The 22,445-nt window shown below is 40.0% G+C and carries 23 protein-coding genes, 1 tRNA gene, 1 pseudogene and 1 riboswitch; of the genes and pseudogenes, 2 read left to right on the top strand and 23 right to left on the bottom strand.

Annotation, left to right across the window (positions count from 1 at the left end):
- The first annotated feature begins 271 nt into the window (after positions 1–271).
- Positions 272–532 carry a hypothetical protein gene (locus QUF94_RS08345; RefSeq protein WP_289315445.1) on the top strand — a complete coding sequence of 87 codons (261 nt, stop codon included), beginning with the start codon at positions 272–274 and terminating at the stop codon, positions 530–532.
- A gap of 94 nt (positions 533–626) precedes the next feature.
- On the opposite strand, the gene QUF94_RS08340 is transcribed toward QUF94_RS08345, so the two are convergent.
- The 16 genes and pseudogenes from QUF94_RS08340 to QUF94_RS08265 all read right to left on the bottom strand — a co-directional run bounded on the left by QUF94_RS08340 (position 627) and on the right by QUF94_RS08265 (position 14,003).
- Positions 627–827 carry a hypothetical protein gene (locus QUF94_RS08340; protein WP_289315444.1) on the bottom strand — a complete coding sequence of 67 codons (201 nt, stop codon included), beginning with the start codon at positions 825–827 and terminating at the stop codon, positions 627–629.
- A 218-nt stretch (positions 828–1,045) separates the two neighbouring features.
- A tRNA-Arg gene (locus tag QUF94_RS08335) sits at positions 1,046–1,119 on the bottom strand.
- A gap of 173 nt (positions 1,120–1,292) precedes the next feature.
- A complete protein-coding gene (locus QUF94_RS08330) occupies positions 1,293–1,805 on the bottom strand; it encodes a metallophosphoesterase (RefSeq protein ID WP_289315443.1) in 513 nt (170 codons plus the stop codon).
- Positions 1,806–1,807: 2 nt separating this feature from the next.
- Positions 1,808–2,419 (bottom strand): XTP/dITP diphosphatase, encoded by a 612-nt coding sequence (locus QUF94_RS08325; protein ID WP_289315442.1) that lies wholly within the window; start codon positions 2,417–2,419, stop codon positions 1,808–1,810.
- 217 nt (positions 2,420–2,636) lie between these two features.
- Positions 2,637–3,758 carry a Ger(x)C family spore germination protein gene (locus tag QUF94_RS08320; protein ID WP_289315441.1) on the bottom strand — a complete coding sequence of 374 codons (1,122 nt, stop codon included), beginning with the start codon at positions 3,756–3,758 and terminating at the stop codon, positions 2,637–2,639.
- The gene (locus QUF94_RS08315) at positions 3,755–5,230 is read right to left on the bottom strand and encodes a spore germination protein (RefSeq protein WP_289315440.1); all 1,476 of its coding nucleotides are present in this window, start codon (positions 5,228–5,230) and stop codon (positions 3,755–3,757) included. The genes QUF94_RS08320 and QUF94_RS08315 overlap by 4 nt, the downstream gene beginning before the upstream one ends.
- The gene (locus QUF94_RS08310; protein ID WP_289315439.1) at positions 5,227–6,315 is read right to left on the bottom strand and encodes a GerAB/ArcD/ProY family transporter; all 1,089 of its coding nucleotides are present in this window, start codon (positions 6,313–6,315) and stop codon (positions 5,227–5,229) included. The genes QUF94_RS08315 and QUF94_RS08310 overlap by 4 nt, the downstream gene beginning before the upstream one ends.
- A gap of 186 nt (positions 6,316–6,501) precedes the next feature.
- Positions 6,502–7,581, bottom strand: a complete 1,080-nt coding sequence (locus QUF94_RS08305) for a GerMN domain-containing protein (RefSeq protein ID WP_289315438.1) — start codon at positions 7,579–7,581, stop codon at positions 6,502–6,504.
- A 118-nt stretch (positions 7,582–7,699) separates the two neighbouring features.
- A pseudogene (locus tag QUF94_RS08300) lies at positions 7,700–8,145 on the bottom strand (dihydrofolate reductase family protein).
- A 36-nt stretch (positions 8,146–8,181) separates the two neighbouring features.
- Positions 8,182–8,985: a glutamate racemase gene (gene racE / locus QUF94_RS08295; protein WP_289315437.1), complete on the bottom strand. Its 804-nt coding sequence runs from the start codon at positions 8,983–8,985 to the stop codon at positions 8,182–8,184.
- Positions 8,986–8,995: 10 nt separating this feature from the next.
- Positions 8,996–9,439 (bottom strand): MarR family winged helix-turn-helix transcriptional regulator, encoded by a 444-nt coding sequence (locus QUF94_RS08290; RefSeq protein WP_289315436.1) that lies wholly within the window; start codon positions 9,437–9,439, stop codon positions 8,996–8,998.
- 223 nt (positions 9,440–9,662) lie between these two features.
- Positions 9,663–9,887: a helix-turn-helix domain-containing protein gene (locus QUF94_RS08285; RefSeq protein ID WP_028392149.1), complete on the bottom strand. Its 225-nt coding sequence runs from the start codon at positions 9,885–9,887 to the stop codon at positions 9,663–9,665.
- Between the two features lie 123 nt (positions 9,888–10,010).
- Positions 10,011–10,475 carry an acyl-CoA thioesterase gene (locus QUF94_RS08280; protein WP_289315435.1) on the bottom strand — a complete coding sequence of 155 codons (465 nt, stop codon included), beginning with the start codon at positions 10,473–10,475 and terminating at the stop codon, positions 10,011–10,013.
- A gap of 306 nt (positions 10,476–10,781) precedes the next feature.
- Positions 10,782–11,555, bottom strand: a complete 774-nt coding sequence (sdhB, locus tag QUF94_RS08275) for a succinate dehydrogenase iron-sulfur subunit (RefSeq protein WP_289315434.1) — start codon at positions 11,553–11,555, stop codon at positions 10,782–10,784.
- Positions 11,556–11,572: 17 nt separating this feature from the next.
- On the bottom strand, positions 11,573–13,324 hold the full coding sequence (gene sdhA, locus QUF94_RS08270) for a succinate dehydrogenase flavoprotein subunit (RefSeq protein WP_289315433.1): 1,752 nt from the start codon (positions 13,322–13,324) through the stop codon (positions 11,573–11,575).
- 70 nt (positions 13,325–13,394) lie between these two features.
- Positions 13,395–14,003: a succinate dehydrogenase cytochrome b558 subunit gene (locus QUF94_RS08265; protein WP_289315432.1), complete on the bottom strand. Its 609-nt coding sequence runs from the start codon at positions 14,001–14,003 to the stop codon at positions 13,395–13,397.
- Positions 14,004–14,387: 384 nt separating this feature from the next.
- Here QUF94_RS08265 and QUF94_RS08260 point away from each other — a divergent pair, with 384 nt between their 5' ends.
- The gene (locus tag QUF94_RS08260) at positions 14,388–14,861 is read left to right on the top strand and encodes a YslB family protein (protein ID WP_289315431.1); all 474 of its coding nucleotides are present in this window, start codon (positions 14,388–14,390) and stop codon (positions 14,859–14,861) included.
- A 61-nt stretch (positions 14,862–14,922) separates the two neighbouring features.
- On the opposite strand, the gene QUF94_RS08255 is transcribed toward QUF94_RS08260, so the two are convergent.
- The 7 genes from QUF94_RS08255 to QUF94_RS08225 form a co-directional block, all read right to left on the bottom strand.
- Positions 14,923–16,155: an aspartate kinase gene (locus QUF94_RS08255; RefSeq protein WP_289315430.1), complete on the bottom strand. Its 1,233-nt coding sequence runs from the start codon at positions 16,153–16,155 to the stop codon at positions 14,923–14,925.
- Between the two features lie 89 nt (positions 16,156–16,244).
- Positions 16,245–16,421: riboswitch (Lysine riboswitch) on the bottom strand.
- Positions 16,422–16,482: 61 nt separating this feature from the next.
- Entirely contained in the window at positions 16,483–18,255 is a 1,773-nt protein-coding gene (uvrC, locus tag QUF94_RS08250) for an excinuclease ABC subunit UvrC (RefSeq protein WP_289315429.1), read from the bottom strand.
- Between the two features lie 102 nt (positions 18,256–18,357).
- Positions 18,358–18,699 (bottom strand): thioredoxin, encoded by a 342-nt coding sequence (trxA, locus tag QUF94_RS08245; RefSeq protein WP_289315428.1) that lies wholly within the window; start codon positions 18,697–18,699, stop codon positions 18,358–18,360.
- A gap of 184 nt (positions 18,700–18,883) precedes the next feature.
- The gene (locus tag QUF94_RS08240; RefSeq protein WP_289315427.1) at positions 18,884–19,861 is read right to left on the bottom strand and encodes an electron transfer flavoprotein subunit alpha/FixB family protein; all 978 of its coding nucleotides are present in this window, start codon (positions 19,859–19,861) and stop codon (positions 18,884–18,886) included.
- Between the two features lie 69 nt (positions 19,862–19,930).
- Positions 19,931–20,704, bottom strand: a complete 774-nt coding sequence (locus QUF94_RS08235) for an electron transfer flavoprotein subunit beta/FixA family protein (RefSeq protein WP_289315426.1) — start codon at positions 20,702–20,704, stop codon at positions 19,931–19,933.
- Between the two features lie 111 nt (positions 20,705–20,815).
- Entirely contained in the window at positions 20,816–21,589 is a 774-nt protein-coding gene (locus QUF94_RS08230) for an enoyl-CoA hydratase (RefSeq protein WP_289315425.1), read from the bottom strand.
- Positions 21,590–21,712: 123 nt separating this feature from the next.
- Entirely contained in the window at positions 21,713–22,300 is a 588-nt protein-coding gene (locus QUF94_RS08225; RefSeq protein ID WP_289315424.1) for a fatty acid metabolism transcriptional regulator FadR, read from the bottom strand.
- Positions 22,301–22,445: the final 145 nt, after the last annotated feature.

The following is a 22,445-nucleotide window of genomic DNA, read 5'->3' as shown; positions in this document are numbered from 1 at the left end:
ATAAACATATTATTAATTTGTTTGCTATATGTCAATGTTTTTTCTGATTTATTTATAATTACACTAAAGTATTCAGGCATTGCAAGCAAGGAGTCGGGGGATTGAGCTTTTACTGATTTCAACCAAGTTCATGATTCCATGGCACTATGCCGGTATAATCCATTGAATAATGAGTGTAATTTCCCATGTCGAAATAGAGCCTTCATTGTATAATTATCTATCCTCAATAATATGCTATATAAGCGCGAATAAGCTTAGAGGAGGATTAACATTGAAAGATGAACATGAAGGGATTGTTTCTTCAATCCATAACCCCGATTTACATAAGGCATTACATCATTTATCTGAACAATTCAAGGTATCACTGCCAGAATTACAGGATACGATTGAAATACTTATACAAAACCAATCAAGCGTGCAGCAACTTAGTGAAGAAGATGATAAAAGTTCACCCGTTGAAGAATTGAAGACGGCAATAATCAAAAACCGTGAAACCATTAAAAAAAATCTTCAAACATTAAATAGGACTTGATTAAAATAGAAAAAGGCATCCAATGTTGGATGCCTTTTTTCCATGGCGCAAATGAAATTCGTAGTATAAGTCCTTCGTTAAAGCTCATTAAGTATTAGCTAGGCACAAACTTAAGTATTCCTTCCAGATAAACACCTTGATCTTTTCGTGTGCATTCCCTCAACTTGATTCTTCCTTCTTTTTCTAACTCTTTGGCTAATTGGACTACTTTAGTTCCATCTTCGGATATTTCGACTGAGAAGAAATTGCCCCGAGTGGAAGTTTGAATGAACTTGAACAATCTATCTTTATTCATTTAAACAACTCCTTATTTATAACAAGTTCGACATAAAAAGAGCATCCACCTGCGATAAATATGAAATAAAAAACTTCTTATCGTCAAAACGGGACAATAATGGTTCAAAGGATGCAAATCGAAAGGCATTCTTTCTATATTCATCCCATATTTTCGTTCACTTAAAGCAAAAAGTAAAAAAGCCAAAACCTTTTAAGGTTTTGGCTTTTTTAAGTTAGTGTCCCAGGAGAGATTCGAACTCCCGACCGACGCCTTAGAAGGGCGTTGCTCTATCCAGCTGAGCTACTGAGACATTTATGATATAAGTTGCGGTAAAACTTATGTATTACCTTAACTGTTCCCTTAGGACACTTCTTATTATAGTAGGATATCAAAAGAAAGTCAACGGTTTTTCATAAAAAGTTTTTTTCTTTTTTTATGTACCAGGAAGCGGGGAAAAACGCTTCCTGTTCATTATACATGAATTCATTCCATTTGATAAGCATTTCTTAATTCTTCAACGATTTTTCCTTCAAGGTCATAATAGGTGATTTCAAGTTTGCCTGTTCCCATTTCCAAAATGGCATAGGTTTTCTCTTTTCTTCCACGCGGCTGGCGTATGCTTCCCGGGTTGATGAAGAGCTTGCCGTCAATCGATTCGGAACCTGCAGCGTGGGAGTGACCAAAGCAAATAATATCCGCTTCGGCCTCTTCACTTTTATAAGATAAATTCATCAGGGTCATCTTTATGTTATAGAGATGTCCATGCGTAATGAAGAAACGCTTGCCTGCGATGTACTCCACAATGTCAGTCGGATATGCCGAATCATAATCACAATTCCCACGAACAGCTAAGAAGTCCGCCATGTGGGGATCATTTCTTTCCAATTCTGAATCACCACAATGGATCATGGCAGCAACTTCTTGTTTATGACGGTCGATTATCATGCTTATTTCATGAGTTAGGCCATGACTGTCACTCATTATTAGCACTTTCATCGTCACATTCCTTCTTCCCTTTTTAGAAATAAATCAAGTTTTTCATCTAGGGCCCTCAATGCGTGGGCACGGTGGCTGATTTGGTTTTTTTCCTCTTTTGTCAATTCGGCGTTTGTTTTACCCTGTTCTTTAACAAAAAAGATTGGATCATAACCAAATCCATTCGTTCCTGAAGGCTGTTCTGTAATCAAACCTTCCATCGTTCCCGAAACCGTAATCGTTTCCTGGTTGGGTGACGCGAGGGCCAAGGCGCAATAGAATCTCGCTGTTCTTTCCTCTTCCGGGACGCCTTCCAGTTCCCCGAGGACTTTTTCCGTGTTCGCTTCATCACTCTTGGACTCTCCAGCATAGCGGGCAGAATATACGCCCGGACGGCCATCCAATGCATCTACAATCAATCCGGAATCATCCGCAATGACAAAGTGGCCTAGCTGATGGGCTATGGCCTCTGCTTTCAGTATTGCATTTTCTTCAAAGGTTGTACCTGTTTCCTCCACATCCGGTGCATCCGGTACATCGAGAAGCGTTTTGACTTCATATCCTTTAGCAGAGAACAAGCTTTCGAATTCCTTGGCTTTCCCTTTATTTTTCGTTGCAATGATTACTGTCTTCATTTTTTCATTTCACCCTTTTTTATTTTATCGGCATGAGAGCCCTTTTGGGGCAAAGCAAGAATTTGCTGTAACTTGTTATATGTAAAAGCCACTTCTTCTCCAGTGCCAAACGGATGAATTCAGCGCTGCCTTTCATAATCAACAACGGCCGCTGAATTTTCCTGATAAGTTAAGTCTAACACAACTCCCTCATCTGCAATAACCCGAAACTTATAAACTAACGTTTGTAATTTTCACTATGTTCAATATGGATATTAACTTTTATGTTATTTATTGAAGTCTTATCAAAGGAATTTATAATTTTATTATCCCACTTATTGACATGGTATCTGTATGCCTTTTCACTTATGTTAAAAAGGTCTGTATTGATTTCCCCCCCCGTCTCCAATGTCTTCAAAATATCTTGCTTAACTTTTATTTCTACTTTTTTTTCGATTTTTCCCATATCCAAGTTATCTATATTTTGTTTCAATATTCCATTTGCTCTAACCTCTAAATCATACAAAGGTTTCTTTTGTTGTTCCAATACTATGATGTTTGTTTTGGGATCCATGATTTCAACACTTACCTTTTGTTTGTCCAGAGAAAAAAACATTACTGTCGCCTTGTTTTCAACCCATTTTAAACCGATCAAATCTTGTTTACTTACGAACCCTTTGTATTGTTGTTTTGATAATACATAGCCGCCATTCAACGATGGTATCTTTTTTTCTTTCCCGTCCTCTGAATAATGATGCTCATTTATGACCATAGAGGGAATTAAAATGGAACCAACCGGTTGATAAAATTCCGAAACCAGTTCACTGAATTTTAACGGGGAAATAAAATAGTTCTCATTAATAAGGGTCTCTGGCCTTTGAATGATCGTGAATAAGTTAGGAAGATTAAAGAAACTATCACTGTCAAACACCTTTTTAATATCCTCGTTTGTAACAAACAACCAAGAATTGTATCGCAATAAGGGCTCTTTCCCTACATATTCAATGAAATCCTTCATTTTCTTTTTGATTACATTCTCACTTAAAATGAAGGAGTTAATATGCCCGATATAAAGTGGTAACGCTGCATTTTGTTCTAATTCAGTATATGCTTCTTCGATACTTTCCCCTTTACCTTTCCCAATGACAACAGAAGATTTTTGTTGTAATGCAGTTGCCCCCTCTTGTTTTGCTATATCCGCAAAATTTAATGCTTGAAAGTATAAGATGAATTCACCCTCTTTATAATCGATCCCAAGAGCGGATCCATATGTTTGAGCTTGAATTTCCTTCATTCCCCAGCATCCTGTCGTCAGTAAAAGTTGACAGCCAATAATCATGACTGCAAATAGCTTTCTCATTTGTTCGACTCCTTTTGCGGTTCATTATCACTGGACCGTATAGCTTGATTCCGCTGCCTTAACATCCCATACGGAAGCTTAAATAAGACTTTTAACATATCCGATTTATTTGGTTTGGAAAGTGGATTCACAAAAGGCTGGCCGAAACTTTCCAAGGAAACCACAACAATCAAGATAAGGAATATTCCCATAAAGAATCCAAACAAGCCTAAAAACGCTGAACATGCAAATATGAATAACCTTATAATAACGATATTCCCAGCAATATTCTGATTGATTAAGGTATAGCTTGAAAGAACTGTGACAGCTATTATTACGAGCATGGAGGGTGAAGTAAGCCCTGCCCGAATCGCTGCATCACCTATAATCAATCCACCCAACACAGAAACCGTCGGACCTACAGCTTTCGGCAGGCGAAGACCAGCTTCTTTAAATAGTTCAAACAATATGATCATCATGAATGCCTCCAAAGAAGCAGGTATGGGTAATCCCTGTCTAGTGATTGAAATCGTTGCAAGAAGCGAAAAGGGAATTTGATCGAATTGATAGGAAACTAACGCTATAAAAAACCCCGGTAACGTAACCGTTACAAATAAGGCGACTACACGAATGATGCGCATGAAACTAATGTAAAAAAAGCTTGCATGTGCGTCATCAGCAGAATACAGTAACTGATTAATACTCGTTGGCCCGATTAAGCATGTGGGATTCCCGTCTACCAGGATGGCAAAGCGCCCTTGATTCAAGGATTCAACAACATAATCCGGTCGACCAACGTAATCCATTAAGGGGAAGATGGAAAATTGATTATCATATAGGAGTTCTTCAACCTGGTAACTGCTGACTATGATATCAACCTTTAATGAATCCAATCGTTTTTTAATATCAAAAAGAATCGAGGGATTAATAATGTCATCTATATAAAGTAGCAATATTTTAGTTTTACTTCTTTTCCCGATTGTATATTCTATACATTTAAGTGATGCCGTTTTTAACCTTTGGCGAATTAAAGACATGTTATCCGATATATTCTCAACAAATCCATCTCTAGGTCCCCTAATGGAAGATTCTATATTGGACTCTTCCGGACTACGCTTAGGGGAATTAGCTAATGGCGTATAGTAAATTTCATTAGAAGATTCATTAATAATGATTAGGTCTCCTGAAAAAAGAATGCTTTCTACTCCCTCTTTTAAATCGGAGCCCTTTTTAAGCGTACTGATCTCCATAATATTGCTTAATTGATCAATTGTTAATTCGCCATTTTCTTGAACCGCTTTTGATATTGTAGGCAGTATCACTTCATTGATAAATTGCATATCCACTAGGTTTGGCGCATATAAAAATCCCAACAAATAACGACCTTCATTATCAAAAGTTTTTGTTCTTAAAACAACATCAGAAGAATGTTCGAACCATTTTTGGATTTGGTCAATGCAAGAAGGAGTTCCATTCCATTTTCCCTTCTTCATAATGTTTCACCTTTCCCTTTACCTTTTCCCTTTTTTATAACAAGAAATAACAGTATAATTGCGGCACTTAAAAGAAACAGACTACTGATTGGAAAGAAATACTTGTATATAAAATAAAAAAATGAAGTAGCATCCCAATGGATTAGCGCTCCAAAAACAATTAACAAATATAGCGAAAGCAGTATCCACTTCTGATGTTTTGAATTTGAGATTAATTTATAGCCTATAAATAAACATAAACTAATTCGAATCATGGCACCTGAAAGCCATTGGAAAATGGAAAGGAAATCGAGTCGAGTAATATAATAGCCAAACCTTAACAACTTCCACTGTTCATAAGCTGGATTCCTCATTTTCACTGCTTCCACAGAACCAAATTCTGCAATCGCTCCCATGAGGGGTCCTAACGTCAGCATGATTAAGATAATACCAACCAGTATAAGCCACTTGGCTTTTAGCTTATTTTTCAAGTAAGGAGTTAAAAATAAAAAAACGATAATTTCTAAATATCCTGCACTCGTATACAGAATTCCATTTAGAGTATTGTGATACCCGCTTTCAAATATCGGGAACAATAATTCGTAATTCTTATTACTCGTATTCCCCAGCCCCACAAATATCCCAAAAAAAGTGACCAACGGAAGAAACAGGAAAGCCAAAGTACTTATAGTGCGTATTCCTTTATAACTTGCAAAAATACAAATAAAAGTGAATATGCTGACGACTACGATGTTTGGTATGTCATGAGTATAATTAGCTTTTGCCCAAATCACTGTAAATTTGACGGTAATGAAGGCGTTAATTATAAAGTACAATCCAAATGCTATAGTGAAAATATATGTAACAAAAGGTGTAGACCATTTTTTCAGAAAAGAGATTATATCTTCTGTATCTAGTTTTTTATAAATATAAAAAATAAATAGCGTCCAAACGATACAGGGAACAACACTTATTATGACACTTACCCATGCGTCGCGTTGAGATGCGGATAAGATATTGGGAATGAGCAGGACATGTACCATGAATCCTGTATTCATAATGATTAAAACATAGATGTGTAAAGCCTGAATTACCTTTTGATCCATAATATCCCCCCCATTAATTACATCATTAAAGGTAATTTCCCCTTTTAAAAATTTATTTATGTAAAAACTTCTCACGATAAGAGAAATTGCTTGGCGGGGGTATTAGTTTTCAACTAATACAGGTAAAAAAATAAGAGGCAGCTACAGGCTGCCTCATTGTGCTATTACTATATATAATATCGCTCTTTAAAAACTACCTGTGTTGACTTTCTCTGGACGGACCACTGGTTCGGATAATTTCTTTCCTTCTTCATTAAGAACATCGGCGCTGCCCTGCACTTGTACTTCAACGCTTTCAATTCCTTTCTGTTCCGTTAACGAAAGGACCAATGCATCAAGTACTTCTTGTGATACCTTTTTCTCTTTAAAGCTTCCAAGGATATTTTCGTTAAAATTGAGGCTGACCTTACCTTCTGCCACTTTAGGCTCGTCAAGTAAAGCTACATCACTCATGAACCCTGTTTGCAGGTTAGAACCCGAAGGACTCTTCGTTAATTCCTGTATGACTGCCGTTACATTATCAGACACCGTTTCGCTGATCCTGCGTGTCACCGGAACATAATAGGTGTGCTCCTCGTCACCGCCTACATAATAAACGGTCAGTGCTTTGGAATTCGAAATGTCGACCACGTCACTCGTATCGATATTGATTCCTGAAGACCTTGAGATATTCTCATCTATCGGTGTGCCATTGACCGGCATTTCGGAAATATCTTCCCCATTTATTCTCATTTGGATTTTATCGACCGAGTCGAATTGTGTCAGAGTCCATGTAATGGCTTGAAGGATTTTGAGTTCATCCTCTTTTTGATAGTTTTTGAACTCCGGCGAAAAGTCCGCAACAGCCACTCCTTCTTTAATGTTCACGCTTATTTGGGTATCGGCAGGAATGACGGCCCTGAATCCATTAGGAAGTTTATCCGTGACTGGTCCGTTAGCGACAAGGTAATCAAGGGCCTGTTTAGCTACGGCCTCCGATTTAGGAAGTTCCAATGTCTGTGGAACCACATATCCACTTTTATCAATTAAATATAACTCTGTCTTCACTGTTTTCGACTCAACAGCGCCTTCTTCTCCATCTGTTGCAGGCTTTTCTTCACCATTCGTTTCTGTTTCTTTTAATGAAGATTCATCCTCGACTAATGAAACATCCTTTGGTGGATCAATTTCCTTTTTCTCTTCACCGCCAAATAACCCGCAGCCTGAAAGCCAAAAAGAAGATGCCAGAATGGTCACAGCCATTGTTACTTTTGATTTATTGGACATAAAATCACTCCTAGGACAGTTTGTACTCCTATTTATACGAGCCCTAAGCGAAAATAGACCAATTATTTTTCACTCCGATAATGGAGCTGGGCAATTTACCTGTACTGCTGCATCTTTGTCAGCTTATTTGGATTTCGGGACTTCCTGCTTGGAACAAACGAATCCCATTCCCCAAGATAATCGGTATGATGGACAGGATCACTTCATCCACCAGCGATTTCTTCATGAAATCCGACACTAACTCCGCACCGCCTACAAGCCAGATCCTTGATCCGCCTTTCAGTTTTCCAATGAAATCACCCACAACTCCAATCACAAACTCCACATGTTCTTCTTTCCCTTTGAAAAGACATAGCAGGCTTTATCTTGATAGGGAAATTCTTCTGCCATTGTATGAATCTGTTGATATGTCGTATTTCCCATAATCACCGTATCGATATTTTTATAGAAATCGCCGTACTCATTGTCCCCTTCTGTCTCTTCAAGCCAATCTATGCTTCCATCTTCCCTAGCGATATATCCATCCAGGCTTGTAGCTATATACATAACGGCAGGATTCCCCATTTTTTCCCTCAGAAAAAAGGCTTCCATATGGAAGCCTTATAAGTGATCAATTTTAATTGTTTCGATTGTATTGATATGAATACCGAGCCAGCTCTCCGCGATGGAACCGAACATATCTCTTGAACCGGTTGTATAAAAGCGATGAACTGGACGAAGCTTGCTTTTATTGATTAATTTATAGTAATCCAAAATGACACTTGCCTCTCGGGCCGTCTCTTCCCCAGAGGAAATGACTTGTACTTCATCCCCCATATAGGTTGAGATTACAGGCCCCAGCAGTGGATAATGGGTACAGCCAAGGATTAATGTGTCGATCTTCGTTTTCTTCAACGGACTCAAGGTTTGTGCCACGACCCTATTGACTATCTTCCCTTGAAACTCGCCGCTTTCTACGATAGGGACAAATTTCGGACATGCTAAACTATCTACTTTCACATCGGAATTGATGGAGGCAAGTGCATCGTCATACGCTTTGCTTTTTACTGTGCCTTCCGTACCAATAATGCCAATATGCAAGGAATTGGAAACTTTCAACGCCGCCCTTGCCCCAGGATGAATGACGCCTAATACAGGAATCGGAAGTAATGCCCTGATTTCATCCAAAACAGCTGCAGTAGCTGTATTGCAGGCGATGATCAGCATTTTTATATCCTTCTTCATCAAAAACCTCGTCATTTGCCATGTGAAGGTCTGGACATCTTTTTTGGTCCTAGGCCCATAAGGGCATCTTGCTGTATCACCTAAGTATATAATATTTTCATTTGGAAGCTGACGCATGACTTCTTTAGCTACTGTCAAGCCGCCTACCCCTGAATCAATGATTCCTATCGGTTGTTTCAAAAAACTCGCCTCATTTTTCTTTCATTTCTTGATGTAGTTTTGCTAGAATACCTTGCAGGGACACGATGTCAGATTCGTTGAAATTGACTAATACCCCACTCAAGTACTGTTGTCGTTTATTAATCACTTCTTCAATAATCCGTTCACCTTCTTCAAGAAGGTGAATTCGAACCACGCGCCGGTCCTTATCATCCTTGACACGCTGGACAAGCTGATGTTTCTCCATGCGGTCAATCAGATCAGTCGTTGTGCTGAAGGCAAGAAACATCTTTGTGGACAATTCGCCAATCGTCATGTCGCCTGATTCAAAAAGCCATTGCAAAGCCACGAATTGAGGAATGGTGATTTTATAATCTTTGAGAATTTCTCTTCCCCTTTGCTTAAGCCATGTCGATACATAGCGTAATTCCCTCTCGATATCGGCTACATATGCAACCTGCTTCTCTTCATCCATACACACAGCTCCCCACTTCATGAAACTTATCATACTACCATTTTGGATGAAAGTGAAATGATTTTCAAGAATGATTATCCGGAATCCATAATGAAACCCCCTTCATAAAAATAAGCAGCATCCAAAGAAGTCAAAACAACCAAATTGTTTTGGCCTTCCTTATATGCTGCCAACGAACGGGAGTGAAAATATTTATAAGGCTTACGTATTAAATGTCAACACATTAAAGCTTAAGTTCTCCCATACGAAGGAGTTCTATGACTGCCTGCGAACGTCCTTTTACTCCAAGCTTCTGCATCGCATTCGAAATATGGTTTCGAACTGTTTTTTCGCTAATAAACAATTCACCTGCGATTTCTTTTGTTGTTTTGTCTTGTACTAGTAACTCAAATACTTCTTTTTCTCTTTTGGTGAGTAGTGGCTTATGAGTGAATTCGTTCTCCTTCAAGTAATGTTACCCTCCTTGCCTTCACCAGCATAAAACCCGGAGTGGGTGTCTATTTAGTCAAGATATAGTATGTCGGCCAGGGCAAGGGAGTGACTCTTTTACTTGTCTAAAATGAAAATATTTTCAGGAATGTTCGAGCTCTGTTTGCCACATCGATCGCTTCATCTCTTCCGTCCAAGGTATCGGCTTTCCGGTGGCTTTGGAAACTTGGACAATCGTTCCCCTACCCGTTAAACAAATTGAACCATCTTGTTTGGTTCCCATATAATGTATGTCTACTGAAGAGTTTCCGATATGGTCAGCTTTCACATGAATCGTCAATTGGTCATTGAAGAACACCTGCTTCAGGTAATCACACTGTAAATTGGCAACAACCGGCATCTCACTGCATTCAGCCGAGGTCCAGTCCTTCATGAACCCCATACTGTTGAAATACTCAATCCGAGCTTCCTCAAAATAAGTAAAAGGAATCGTGTTATTCAAGTGCCCAAACATATCAGTTTCTGAAAAACGGACCTTAATCTCATGTTTAAAAGAAAAATCATTGATCCACTCCGTTATATTATCGATATATGATATCCTGCCCATCTTGTGCACACCCTTTCTGAATTGAATGACTATTCACTCATTTTATAAGAAAACAACGATATTGAAAAGGATTTTCTATTGAAAGCAGGTTAATTTGCTTATTGCTCACTTTATTAATCAAATCCTTCAGCCTTTGCGTAAGGACGTTGGGTTACAACAAACTCATTTGCCCAAACCAATCACACTTCGATCCTGGTTTTTCAGGGTGCATGCAAATTTATCAACCTTTTAAGGATTTGCCATTCTCTACGAATGTAAAACAAAAAGAACCCATATCCTAAGATACGGGTTCTTTCATTTTCATTATTAAACTTCGTCGCTTCCGAAGAAGTTACGGAATTGTTGGATCGTAGTATCACGGTTCAATGCTGCAATCGAAGTTGTTAATGGAATGCCTTTAGGGCAAGACTGCACACAGTTTTGTGAGTTACCGCAGTTTGCAAGTCCTCCATCACCCATGATTGTATTTAAACGTTCAGCTTTGTTCATTGCACCCGTTGGATGTGCGTTGAATAAACGAACTTGTGATAATGGTTGTGGCCCCATGAAGTCTGAATTGCTGTTTACGTTCGGACATGCCTCCAAACAAACACCGCAAGTCATACATTTAGATAACTCGTAAGCCCATTGACGTTTCTTTTCTGGCATACGCGGTCCTGGTCCAAGATTGTACGTTCCATCGATTGGAATCCATGCTTTTACCTTTTTCAATGAGTCGAACATACGGCTGCGATCGACTTGTAGGTCACGAACGATAGGGAATGTACGCATTGGAGCTAGACGAACCGGTTGCTCCAATTGATCGATAAGAGCTGTACATGATTGTCTTGGTTTACCATTGATAACCATTGAACAAGCACCACAAACCTCTTCAAGACAGTTCATGTCCCAAGCGATTGCTGTAGTGTGCTTGCCTTGTACAGTTACCGGATTACGACGAATTTCCATTAGAGCGGAAATTACGTTCATATTCGGGCGATACGCTAATTCGAATTCCTCATCATAAGGAGCTGAATCCGGTGTATCTTGACGAGTGATTATAAAACGGACTGTTTTAGTCTCAGATTTAGTTTCAACCATTTTTTTGCTCCCCCTCTTTAGTGTTTCGTTGTGTAATCACGTTTACGCGGTGCGATCAGTGATACATCAATATCTTCATAATGGAATTCAGGTGCTTGATCCATGCCTTTGAATGTTGCCATAGTTGTTTTCATGAATTCCTCATCATTACGTTCTGGGAAATCAGGTTTGTAATGCGCTCCGCGGCTTTCGTCACGGTTTAACGCACCAATTGTGATTACACGAGCCAATTGCATCATATTTTGCAGCTGTCTAGTGAATGCAGCTCCTTGGTTACTCCATTTTGCCGTGTCATTGATGTTAATTTTCTTGTAACGTTCCATCAGTTCAAGAATCTTGTTATCCGTTTCTTTCAGCTTGTCATTGTAACGAACTACAGTAACATGCTGTGTCATCCACTCACCAAGTTCTTTGTGAAGAACGTACGCATTTTCGTTACCATCAAGGGACATGACTTCATTCCATTTTTCCTGTTCTTGTTTTTCGTACCCTTCAAACAACGAAGAAGAAATGGATTCTGAAGTTTTATCAAGACCTTCAATATATTTAACGGCATTCGGTCCAGCGACTGAACCACCATAGATTGCAGAAAGAAGTGAGTTCGCACCAAGACGGTTACCGCCATGTTGAGAGTAGTCACACTCACCAGCAGCGAATAAACCTTTGATGTTAGTCATTTGGTCATAATCCACCCAAAGTCCGCCCATGGAATAGTGAACGGCAGGGAAAATTTTCATTGGAACTTTACGTGGATCTTCACCCATGAATTTCTCGTAGATTTCAATGATTCCGCCAAGTTTTATATCAAGTAATTTAGGATCTTTATGTGATAGATCCAGGTAAACCATGTTTTCTCCATTAATGCCAAGCTTCATGTTCATGCATACGTCGAAGATTTCACGAGTCGCGATATCACGAGGTACTAGATTACCATAAGCAGGGTATTTTTCTTCAAGGAAATACCAAGGTTTTCCGTCTTTATATGTCCAGATACGTCCACCTTCACCACGAGCGGATTCACTCATTAGACGAAGTTTGTCATCTCCAGGGATTGCAGTCGGGTGAATTTGAATGAACTCACCATTTGCATAATTTACACCTTGTTGATAAACGATGGAAGCTGCTGAGCCTGTATTGATCATTGAGTTAGTTGATTTACCGAAAATGATTCCAGGGCCACCGCTCGCCATGATGACTGCGTCGCCAGGGAATGATTTGATTTCCATTGAAGTCAGGTTTTGAGCTACGATACCACGTGCTGTTTGTTCATCATCGATAACAGCTCCAAGGAATTCCCAGCCTTCATATTTCGTTACAAGGCCTTCAACTTCATAACGGCGAACCTGCTCGTCCAATGCGTAAAGTAATTGTTGACCAGTCGTTGCACCAGCAAATGCTGTACGGCTATGTTGAGTACCACCGAAACGACGGAAATCAAGAAGACCTTCCGGAGTACGGTTGAACATAACACCCATACGGTCAAACATATGGATGATAGATGGTGCTGCTTCGCACATCGCTTTAACCGGCGGTTGGTTAGCCAAGAAATCTCCGCCATAAACTGTATCGTCGAAGTGGATATATGGAGAATCCCCTTCACCTTTTGTATTTACTGCCCCATTGATTCCGCCTTGGGCACAAACTGAGTGAGAGCGTTTAACAGGCACTAAAGAAAATAAATCAACCTGTTGTCCCAGCTCTGCTGCTTTGATCGTAGCCATTAATCCAGCTAGACCTCCACCAACGATAACTATTTTACCTTTACCCAATTCTGTCACTCCCTTATTTCCATTAGCCAAGCTATGTTTTTCCTAATACTTATAAATGAACTCTATCTTCTTATACGAAAGCGAAAATTGCGCTAATTCCGATATAAGAAAGAAGAACGAAAACGATCAATGTAAAGTAAGTCATGATTTTTTGCGATTTAGGTGAAACTGTAAGACCCCAGCTCACTGCAAATGACCATAATCCATTAGCAAAGTGGAAAATTGCCGAGATAATACCAACAATATAGAACACAATCATAAATGGACTAGAGAAAATTTCAGCCATCATGTCAAAGTTAACTTCAGCACCCATAGCTGCTTGAATTCTAGTTGCCCATATATGCCAAACAAGGAAAATCAACGTTATGATTCCAGTTAGACGTTGCAGCATGAACATCCAGTTACGGAAGAAACTAAATCTGCCTAAATTGTTTTTTGCTGTAAAGGCAATATAAATTCCGTACACAGCATGGAAAATGAGCGGTAGATAGATGACGACCCATTCTACCAAAATCTTCACGGGCGTATACTCAATTAAATGAACTGCCCCATTAAAAGTCTCTTCTCCTTTTGTTGCCATAAAGTTTACCGATAAATGAAAAATTAGGAATAGACCAATTGGAATTACTCCTAGAAGTGAATGAAGCCTGCGATTCCCAAACTCACGATTTTTTGCCACTAAGTGCCCCCCCTTAATTTGTGAAAAATCATGCAAAGATAAACTGGTGGCTACCTTTTATCTCCGCGTGAAAATACAGTATAGAGTCAAAAAAACTCCTCTATACTTCCTTTACAATTATGTGACATGTCCATTTTACTCCTGACTTCTATGTGCGTCAAGAAAACGGATACAAGAAATCTCTTTTTCAGAATAGATTTTATTGGATCAAATTGGATATTTTTTGTTTGTCAAGATGATATTTTGAAGAAATTTCAAATTTAACTATTAATATCTCGGTATAATTTCTCATTTTTTTCCAATTGTTATTTAAATAAATAAAAAACAGTATAATTTGCAAAAGAAATACGTTTATAATAGATTTACAGAAAGAGGCGATAAACTATGAAAAAAAATATTGCTGCTGCGATAGAAGAAGAGATTCAAGCTGAAGAAATTCAAACTGAAGAATTCCAAGTTCCAGCTTTCGGATACGAATTAATCAGAGAAGTTCTATTGAACGATATTCTCGGAAAAGACTCTAATCAAATCCTCTATTGGGCAGGTAAACAATTAGCAAGAAAATTCCCATTGAATGGCGATCAGGAAGTGATTGAATTTTTCCAGAGCGCTGGATGGGGCAATCTGGAAATCATGAAGTATACGAAACACGAGATGGAATTATCCCTGACGGGTGAAATAATCAGCCGCCGCCTGGATTTACACCCTGATTGTCACTTCCAACTTGAAGCCGGTTTCCTTGCCGAGCAGTTTACACTGCAAAAAAAATTCCTCAGCGAATCAACGGAAGAAATCAAACGCCGCGCAAAAAAAGTGATATTCACCATCCAATGGGATCCCAGAGATCCAATCTATTAAGCCCTTAAAACAGACTTACCCTTTTTACCGGAAGTCTGTTTTTTTATTGGACTCCTTACACTCAAGCTAGCACATTTGCATGCTGCCCAAGTTTAAATGCTTCATGAAGAGATTCGACCGCCTTCACCATTTCCTTTTCATTGACGACAGTCGAGACTTTAATTTCCGATGTGCTGACCATTTTCACTTGAATGCCTGTATTGGCCATCACTTCAAACATCTCGGCAGCCACTCCTGGATTGGATACCATACCAGATCCGACGATGGACACTTTGGCCAACCCACCCTCCGTTTCGATTCGGTCGAATGCCAATCGTTCTTTATTGTTTTCCAGCACGATCAATGCCGCTTCCGTATCTTCACTTTTTGTGGAAAATGATAGATTGGTCGTATCCTCGGCAGTCATGCTTTGAATGATGATGTCCACATTAATCCGGTTTTTCGCAAGTGTCGTGAAAATTGTGGATAATGCACCAAGTGATTGGGGCAAACCATAAATTGTGACCCTAGTAATACTGTCTTCAAAAGCAATGCCCCGTACAATTAAGTTTTCTTCCATAGTTGCTTCCTCCTCTATGATCGTTCCTGATTCTCTCTCCATGCTCGAACGGACTTCAAGCGGGATTTGATAATTCTTTGCATATTCGACAGCCCTTGGATGTAGGACGCCCGCCCCCAGGTTTGCTAGTTCCAGCATCTCATCGTAAGAAATGGATTGAAGTTTTCGCGCACCTTTTATGTAGCGTGGATCCGTAGTGAAAACACCCGTTACATCCGTATAAATATCGCATCTATCCGCATTCAGCGCTGCAGCGATGGCAACCGCCGTCGTATCGGAACCACCCCGCCCTAAGGTAGTGATTTCCCCATTTGCATCGCTCCCCTGGAAACCGGCTACGACCACAATTTTCTTTTCCTGGAGCTGGGCTTGAATCCTTGTAGCATCGATGTTTAAAATCCTGGCATTCCCATGAACGGATTCCGTTTGCATACCTGCCTGCCAGCCTGTGTACGAAATGGCTTCATGTCCTTTTTCAATCAATGCCATCGTTAACAGGGATATCGTGATCTGTTCCCCCGTCGTCAATAGCATATCCATTTCCCTCTTGCTCGGGGTTCCGGAAATATCTTGGGCCATGGAAACCAATTGATCTGTGGTTTTCCCCATAGCTGAAACAACGACTACCACACCATTTCCATTCTCCACTTCCTCGATTACCCGATTGGCAACATTTTTGATTTTTTCTACGCTTCCGACAGATGTTCCGCCGAATTTTTGAACGATTAATGCCATCCTAATGCACCCTCTCTACCTTTTTAGGCAATAAAAAAAGCAATGAGAAATATCTCATTGCTGTGATCACATATCTAATACTGTAAACACAGTGAGATAGCTCTCCAGGGTATTAACCCTGACAATCCGCCATTTATTAAATGTCAGACCAGAAAAACAAGGTATGAGTCTTGTCTTCCTTCGGCGTCATCCCCTTTCAAAACCTTTCATGGAAGCTCATACTTCTCCAGGTTTTTACTCTTGAATTCCGCACCTCTATCAGCACTTTTAAGTTGTCTAGTTAAAAATTCTTTTTAATCATAGCATAGGGAATAGTCGGTAGCAAGATTATTCTTGTAATTTTCTTACGATTCCCTCGGCTACCCCTTTTGGCATGCCCGCTTCCATAATTTCCTCGGCCGTTGCCTCTTTGATTTTCTTCAATGACCCAAAATGCCTTAACAATTGCTTCCTTCGCTTTTCCCCAACACCTGGAATATCATCTAGCTGGGAGTGAACCGCATTTTTCCCGCGTAGCTGCCGATGAAACGTAATCGCGAACCTATGCACCTCATCCTGAATTCTTTGCAATAAGTAAAATTCCTGGCTACGTGAATCAAGTGGTACGAGTTCAAGCGGATTTCCAATCATCAACTGCGAGGTCCTATGCTTTTCATCCTTTATGAGACCTGATAGTGGAATATCAAGGCCCAATTCATTCTCCAATATATCCCGAACGGCTTCCACATGGCCCTTTCCACCATCGATGATGATTAAGTCCGGAAGTGGCAGCCCTTCTTTCAATACTCGTGAATACCTTCTTCTGACCACTTCACGCATCGATTCATAATCATCAGGTCCCTGGACCGTCTTGATCTTATATTTACGGTACTCCCTTTTTTCCGGTTTCCCATCAATGAACACGACTAAAGCGGAAACAGGGTCACTTCCCTGAATATTGGAGTTATCGAAAGCTTCAATTCGGTGCGGGGTGTAGATGCCTAATTGGTTCCCGAGGTTTTCCACCGCATTGATGGTTCTTTCTTCATCCCGTTCAATCAAGGAGAATTTTTCCTGAAGGGCGATGGAGGCATTTTTATTCGCTAATTTAAGCATGTCTTTTTTCGATCCCCGTTTCGGGTGAATCGTTTTGACACCAAGGAGCCCCTCGGCCATTTCGGCATCCACTGACTCAGGCAGCAAGATTTCCTTTGGTTTAAAGTGGTTGGTAATCTCGTAAAACTGACCGAGGAATGTAAGTAATTCCTGTTCCGGTTCATCATAGACAGGAAAAAGTGAAACATCTCTTTCTATCAATTTACCCTGTCGGACAAAAAATACCTGAACGCACATCCAGCCTTTATCATAGGCAAACCCAAATACATCCCTGTCGATGAAATCAGTCGTCATCATTTTCTGCTTCTCCATCGTAATATCGATGTGGGCAATTTTGTCACGGAACTCCTTGGCCCTCTCGAAATCGAGATTTTCCGATGCCTCCAGCATTTTTTCAGTCAGTTCTTTTTTTATCTCAGTATGTCCACCGTTCAAGAAGCGGTTGATATCATCCACCATTTTCTTATATTCCTGTTCCTCAACATCATAAACACATGGGGCCAGGCACTGGCCAAGGTGATAATAAAGACAAACGCGATCAGGTAAGGTATTGCATTTTCTAAGAGGATAGATGCGGTCGAGCAATTTTTTCGTTTCGTTAGCTGCAAAAGCATTTGGATATGGTCCGAAGTATTTCCCTTTATCTTTTTTTACTTTTCGCGTAATGATTAGACGTGGATGACGTTCCGCCGTCAGCTTGATGAAAGGGTACGTCTTATCATCCTTAAGCATGACATTATATTTTGGATCATGTTTTTTGATTAAGTTCAGCTCTAAAATAAGGGCCTCGATATTGGAAGAGGTGACGATGTATTCAAAATCCTCTATCTCATTCACAAGCCGAAATGTTTTTCCATCATGAGAACCCGTGAAATAAGAACGGACACGATTTTTCAACACTTTCGCTTTGCCTACATATATGATCGTTCCCTGACGATCTTTCATTAAATAACAACCAGGTTGATCGGGAAGAAGGGCAAGTTTATTCTTTATTTGTTGGTTCATGCATTCAGCCTCCTGTTCTCCCATTTTACAATTATTATATATCAAGATAGCGAAAAAAGCTTCAAGTCCGCAGACTTGAAGCTTTTTTTAGCTAACTTACTATTACGCGTGTTTTGCAATAAGTTCAGCAAGTGCTTCTTTAGGTTGGAAACCAACAACTTTATCCACCACTTCACCGTCTTTAAGAACGATTAATGTCGGGATGCTCATCACACCGAATTTCCCAGCTGTTTCTTGGTTTTCATCTACATCCACTTTTACGATTTTCGCTGTATCGCCAATTTCAGTATCAAGCTCTTGAAGAACAGGAGCGATCATTTTACAAGGTCCGCACCATGGTGCCCAAAAATCTACAAGGACTACACCTTCGCTAGTATCTGTTGTGAAAGTTCGGTCAGTTGCATTTACAATAGCCATATATATTTCCTCCTCAAAATTACTCAAATAACTAAAGACAGTATACCATTATTGCTAGAAACGATGCTAATATTTTGCTTCAGTGGTAGGATGTCCAAAAAAAGAGTAAATATGCAGGCTCAAACCTTGCCTAAAAGCCAAAAAAAATGAAGGGGCAAGACATGTATCGGCTTATGCCAAATGTCTTGCCCCTCATCAGAATTTATTTCTTTTAAGCGTTAACTTTTAGTTTTTTGAATTCTTCCGTAAGTAATGGAACGACTTCGAAAAGATCTCCGACAATTCCATAATCAGCTATATTGAATATGTTAGCTTCAGGGTCTTTGTTGATGGCAACGATAACCTTGGAGTTGGACATCCCCGCTAAATGCTGTATCGCTCCAGAAATACCGCAGGCGATATAAAGGTCTGGTGTAACGACTTTACCCGTTTGCCCGATTTGCAAAGAGTAATCGCAATAGTCCGCATCACATGCACCGCGGGAAGCACCTACCGCTCCGCCCAGTACTTGTGCCAGTTCCTTCAATGGTTCAAAACCATCTTCACTTTTCACGCCACGGCCACCTGCGATGATTACTTTTGCTTCTGAAAGGTCGACCCCTTCACTAGCTTTTCTAACAACATCTTTGATGATTGTGCGTAAATCCTTAATATCCACACTTAATGCAGAAACATCACCAGAGCGGGACTCATCTTTCGCTAACGGTTCAATATTGTTCGGACGGATTGTCGCGAATATCACGCCATCTGTAACAATTTTCTTTTCAAATGCTTTACCAGAATATATCGGGCGGGTGAAAACGATATTTCCGCCTTCTTCTTCAATGGATGTAACGTCGGAAATCAATCCTGATTCAAGCTTTCCAGCCAATTTAGGTGCAAGGTCTTTTCCCAGAGCCGTATGTCCAAAGAAAATCCCTTCTGGCTTTTCCTGCTCGATGACGGCAAGCAAGCCTTGCGCATAACCATCTGAAGTATATTGTTTCAATAGATCATTTTCGACTGCAACAACCCGGTCTGCACCATACTGGATCAATTCATTTCCGAAATTTTGAACACTGTCACCAACTAAAACACCTACGATTTCCCCGCCATCTGCAGCAAGTTTAGCCGCACCGATAGCTTCAAATGATACATTTCTTAGTGAACCGTCGCGAACTTCGCCCAATACAAGAAACTTTCTAGCCATTTATAAAAACCTCCTGTGCTCTATTTTATCTATTTGTCGTGTGTTGTTGTTTTAAAAGTACCGTTTCGATTAAATCACTTTTGCTTCGCTGCGTAATAATTGAACAAGTTCGCTGACTTGGGCACCGATTTCGCCGTTCAATACTTTTCCAGCTTCTTTTTTCGCAGGAAGGTAGATTTCAATCGTTTTTGTTTTTGCTTCAACATCTTCCTCTTCCAAATCCAGGTCATCCAATTCCAATTCTTCAAGCGGTTTTTTCTTCGCTTTCATGATTCCCGGCAAAGAAGGATAACGTGGCTCATTTAACCCTTGTTGAGCTGTCACTAACAATGGAAGAGATGCTTCGATCGTTTCAGAGTCCCCTTCGACATCCCGGATAACGCTTACATTTCCATTTGCAATGTCCAGTTTAGTAATGGTTGTAATATAAGGAATTTCTAAAATCTCGGCAACTCGTGGACCCACTTGACCAGAACCGCCATCGATTGCAACGTTCCCTGCAATGATTAGATCGGCATTTTTACCTTTTAAGTATTCGCCTATAATTTTGGCAGTCGTGAATTGATCGCCATTTTCTATGTCGTCCTCAATATTTATCAATACGGCTTTGTCAGCCCCCATTGCAAGCGCTGTGCGTAATTGCTTTTCAGCCTCTTCGGTTCCGACAGAAATAACCGTTACTTCGCCGCCTTGTGCATCTCGCACCTGGATTGCTTCTTCAACAGCATATTCATCGTATGGATTAATGATGAATTCTGCTCCATCCTCATTAATTTTCCCGTTGGATAGTGTAATTTTTTCTTCTGTATCAAATGTTCTTTTCAGCAGTACATAAATGTTCACGATAATACCTCCCGAATGATTTGAGTTTTGAAGATTATGAATTTTATTGATATATATTATTGTATTCTTCAAATTTCATCAAAATCCTGCATGATATATAAAAATAGTTATTTATTTCCCTGTGAATACAGCTTCTCTTTTTTCCATGAAAGCGCCAATTCCTTCTTTTGCGTCAGCAGTATCGAAAGCTTTGCCAAAGAGGTCGGCTTCCCTTTCCACACCTTTATAGTAGGAATCATGCTTGGAATAATTTAATAATTCTATAGCCGCCTTTAAAGCCAGAGGGCTTTTCTTGGCAATTTTATTGGCTAGTTCCTTCGCTTTTGGAATCAGTTCTTCATCCGGGAAAGCATGGTTGGCCAATCCGCATTGCACAGCTTGGATACCTGTAATCGGTTCACTTGTAAACAGCATTTCAGCGGCCTTTGCCATACCCACATAACGAGGAAGACGCTGGGTGCCAGCAAATCCAGGGATTAAGCCCAACTGCAGTTCAGGCAAACCTAGTTTAGCCTTTTCGGTTACCAAACGGATGTGACAGGACATGGCCAGCTCCAATCCTCCGCCAAGCGCCGCACCATGGATGGCTGCAATGACCGGCTTTGGAAAAGATTCGATTTTCTCGAATACAGATTGACCATTCTTGGTCAGCTTCTCGAAAGCCTTACCGTTTGTCACTTCCGTAAACTCTTTAATGTCTGCTCCTGCAGAGAAAAATCTTCCTTCACCATGAAGAAGGACAACCCGTACGGCTTCGTCTTGCTCAATTTGATCAAAGGCCTGTGACAGCTCTCCGATGATTGCCGTGGAAAGCGCATTTGCTGGTGCATGATCAATCGTTATAAATGCTACATGATTTTCGACAGAAAGCTTAAGGTATTCCATATCTATCCCTCCTGGCATCTAGTCAAACTTTTTCGAAAATTCTATATGTATCACTTCCCGGTAAGCCGGAAAGCATATTAACCGATTCTTTCGAGGATGGCTAGCCATCCTCTATTAAAATCGTTAACTTTTCAAGCCACAGCCGCCAATTAGAAGGCGGTGAACGTCTGGTGCAAGGTCTGGGAGCGAATACTTTTGCTCATTCATGACCCAAGTCGTCACTGTTTCGTCAATCGTTCCAAAAATCATCTGCCTGGCAAGTAAATTATTTAAATCAGGCAAAAATTCGCCGTTCTCTTTTCCTTCTTTAATGATCTGATCGATTAAATTTAAATATCCTCTTAACACATCATTAATCCTTAGGCGTAATTCTTTATTCGACTGTCTTAATTCCAACTGAGTGACAATTGCTAAATTCACGTCTTCTGAAAGGTTTTGAAAATGTTTTTGGATGAGCACATGCAGTTTATCCGAAGCTGTGGTCTTTCCTTTTAGTTCTTCTTCGATCTGTTCCACAAAATAGCCCATCTTTTCATGGAATAATGATATTAAGATATCTTCTTTATTTTTAAAATAAAGATATATGGTGCCATCCGCTACGCCTGCCTGCTTGGCGATTTTGGATACTTGGGCTTGATAGTAACCGTTTTGGGCAATGACGATAACGGCCGCATCAATAATTTGGTTATACTTTGGTCTGTTGCGTTTCACTGGATGTCCCCTTTCAGAAAATGAATGAATCATCATTCATATTTCTATCATAGAATGACGACCCTTTACTGTCAAGCAAAAACTTCTAAGAGTCCTGACATTCCACTTATGTTCATTGTACAGCCCCAATCCATAGGTTGTCCAG

The organism is Peribacillus sp. NJ4, assembly GCF_030348345.1.
Taxonomy (GTDB): domain Bacteria; phylum Bacillota; class Bacilli; order Bacillales; family DSM-1321; genus Peribacillus.
The sequence above is the reverse complement of the archived record's forward strand: the minus strand, read 5'-3'. Positions and strand labels throughout refer to the sequence as shown.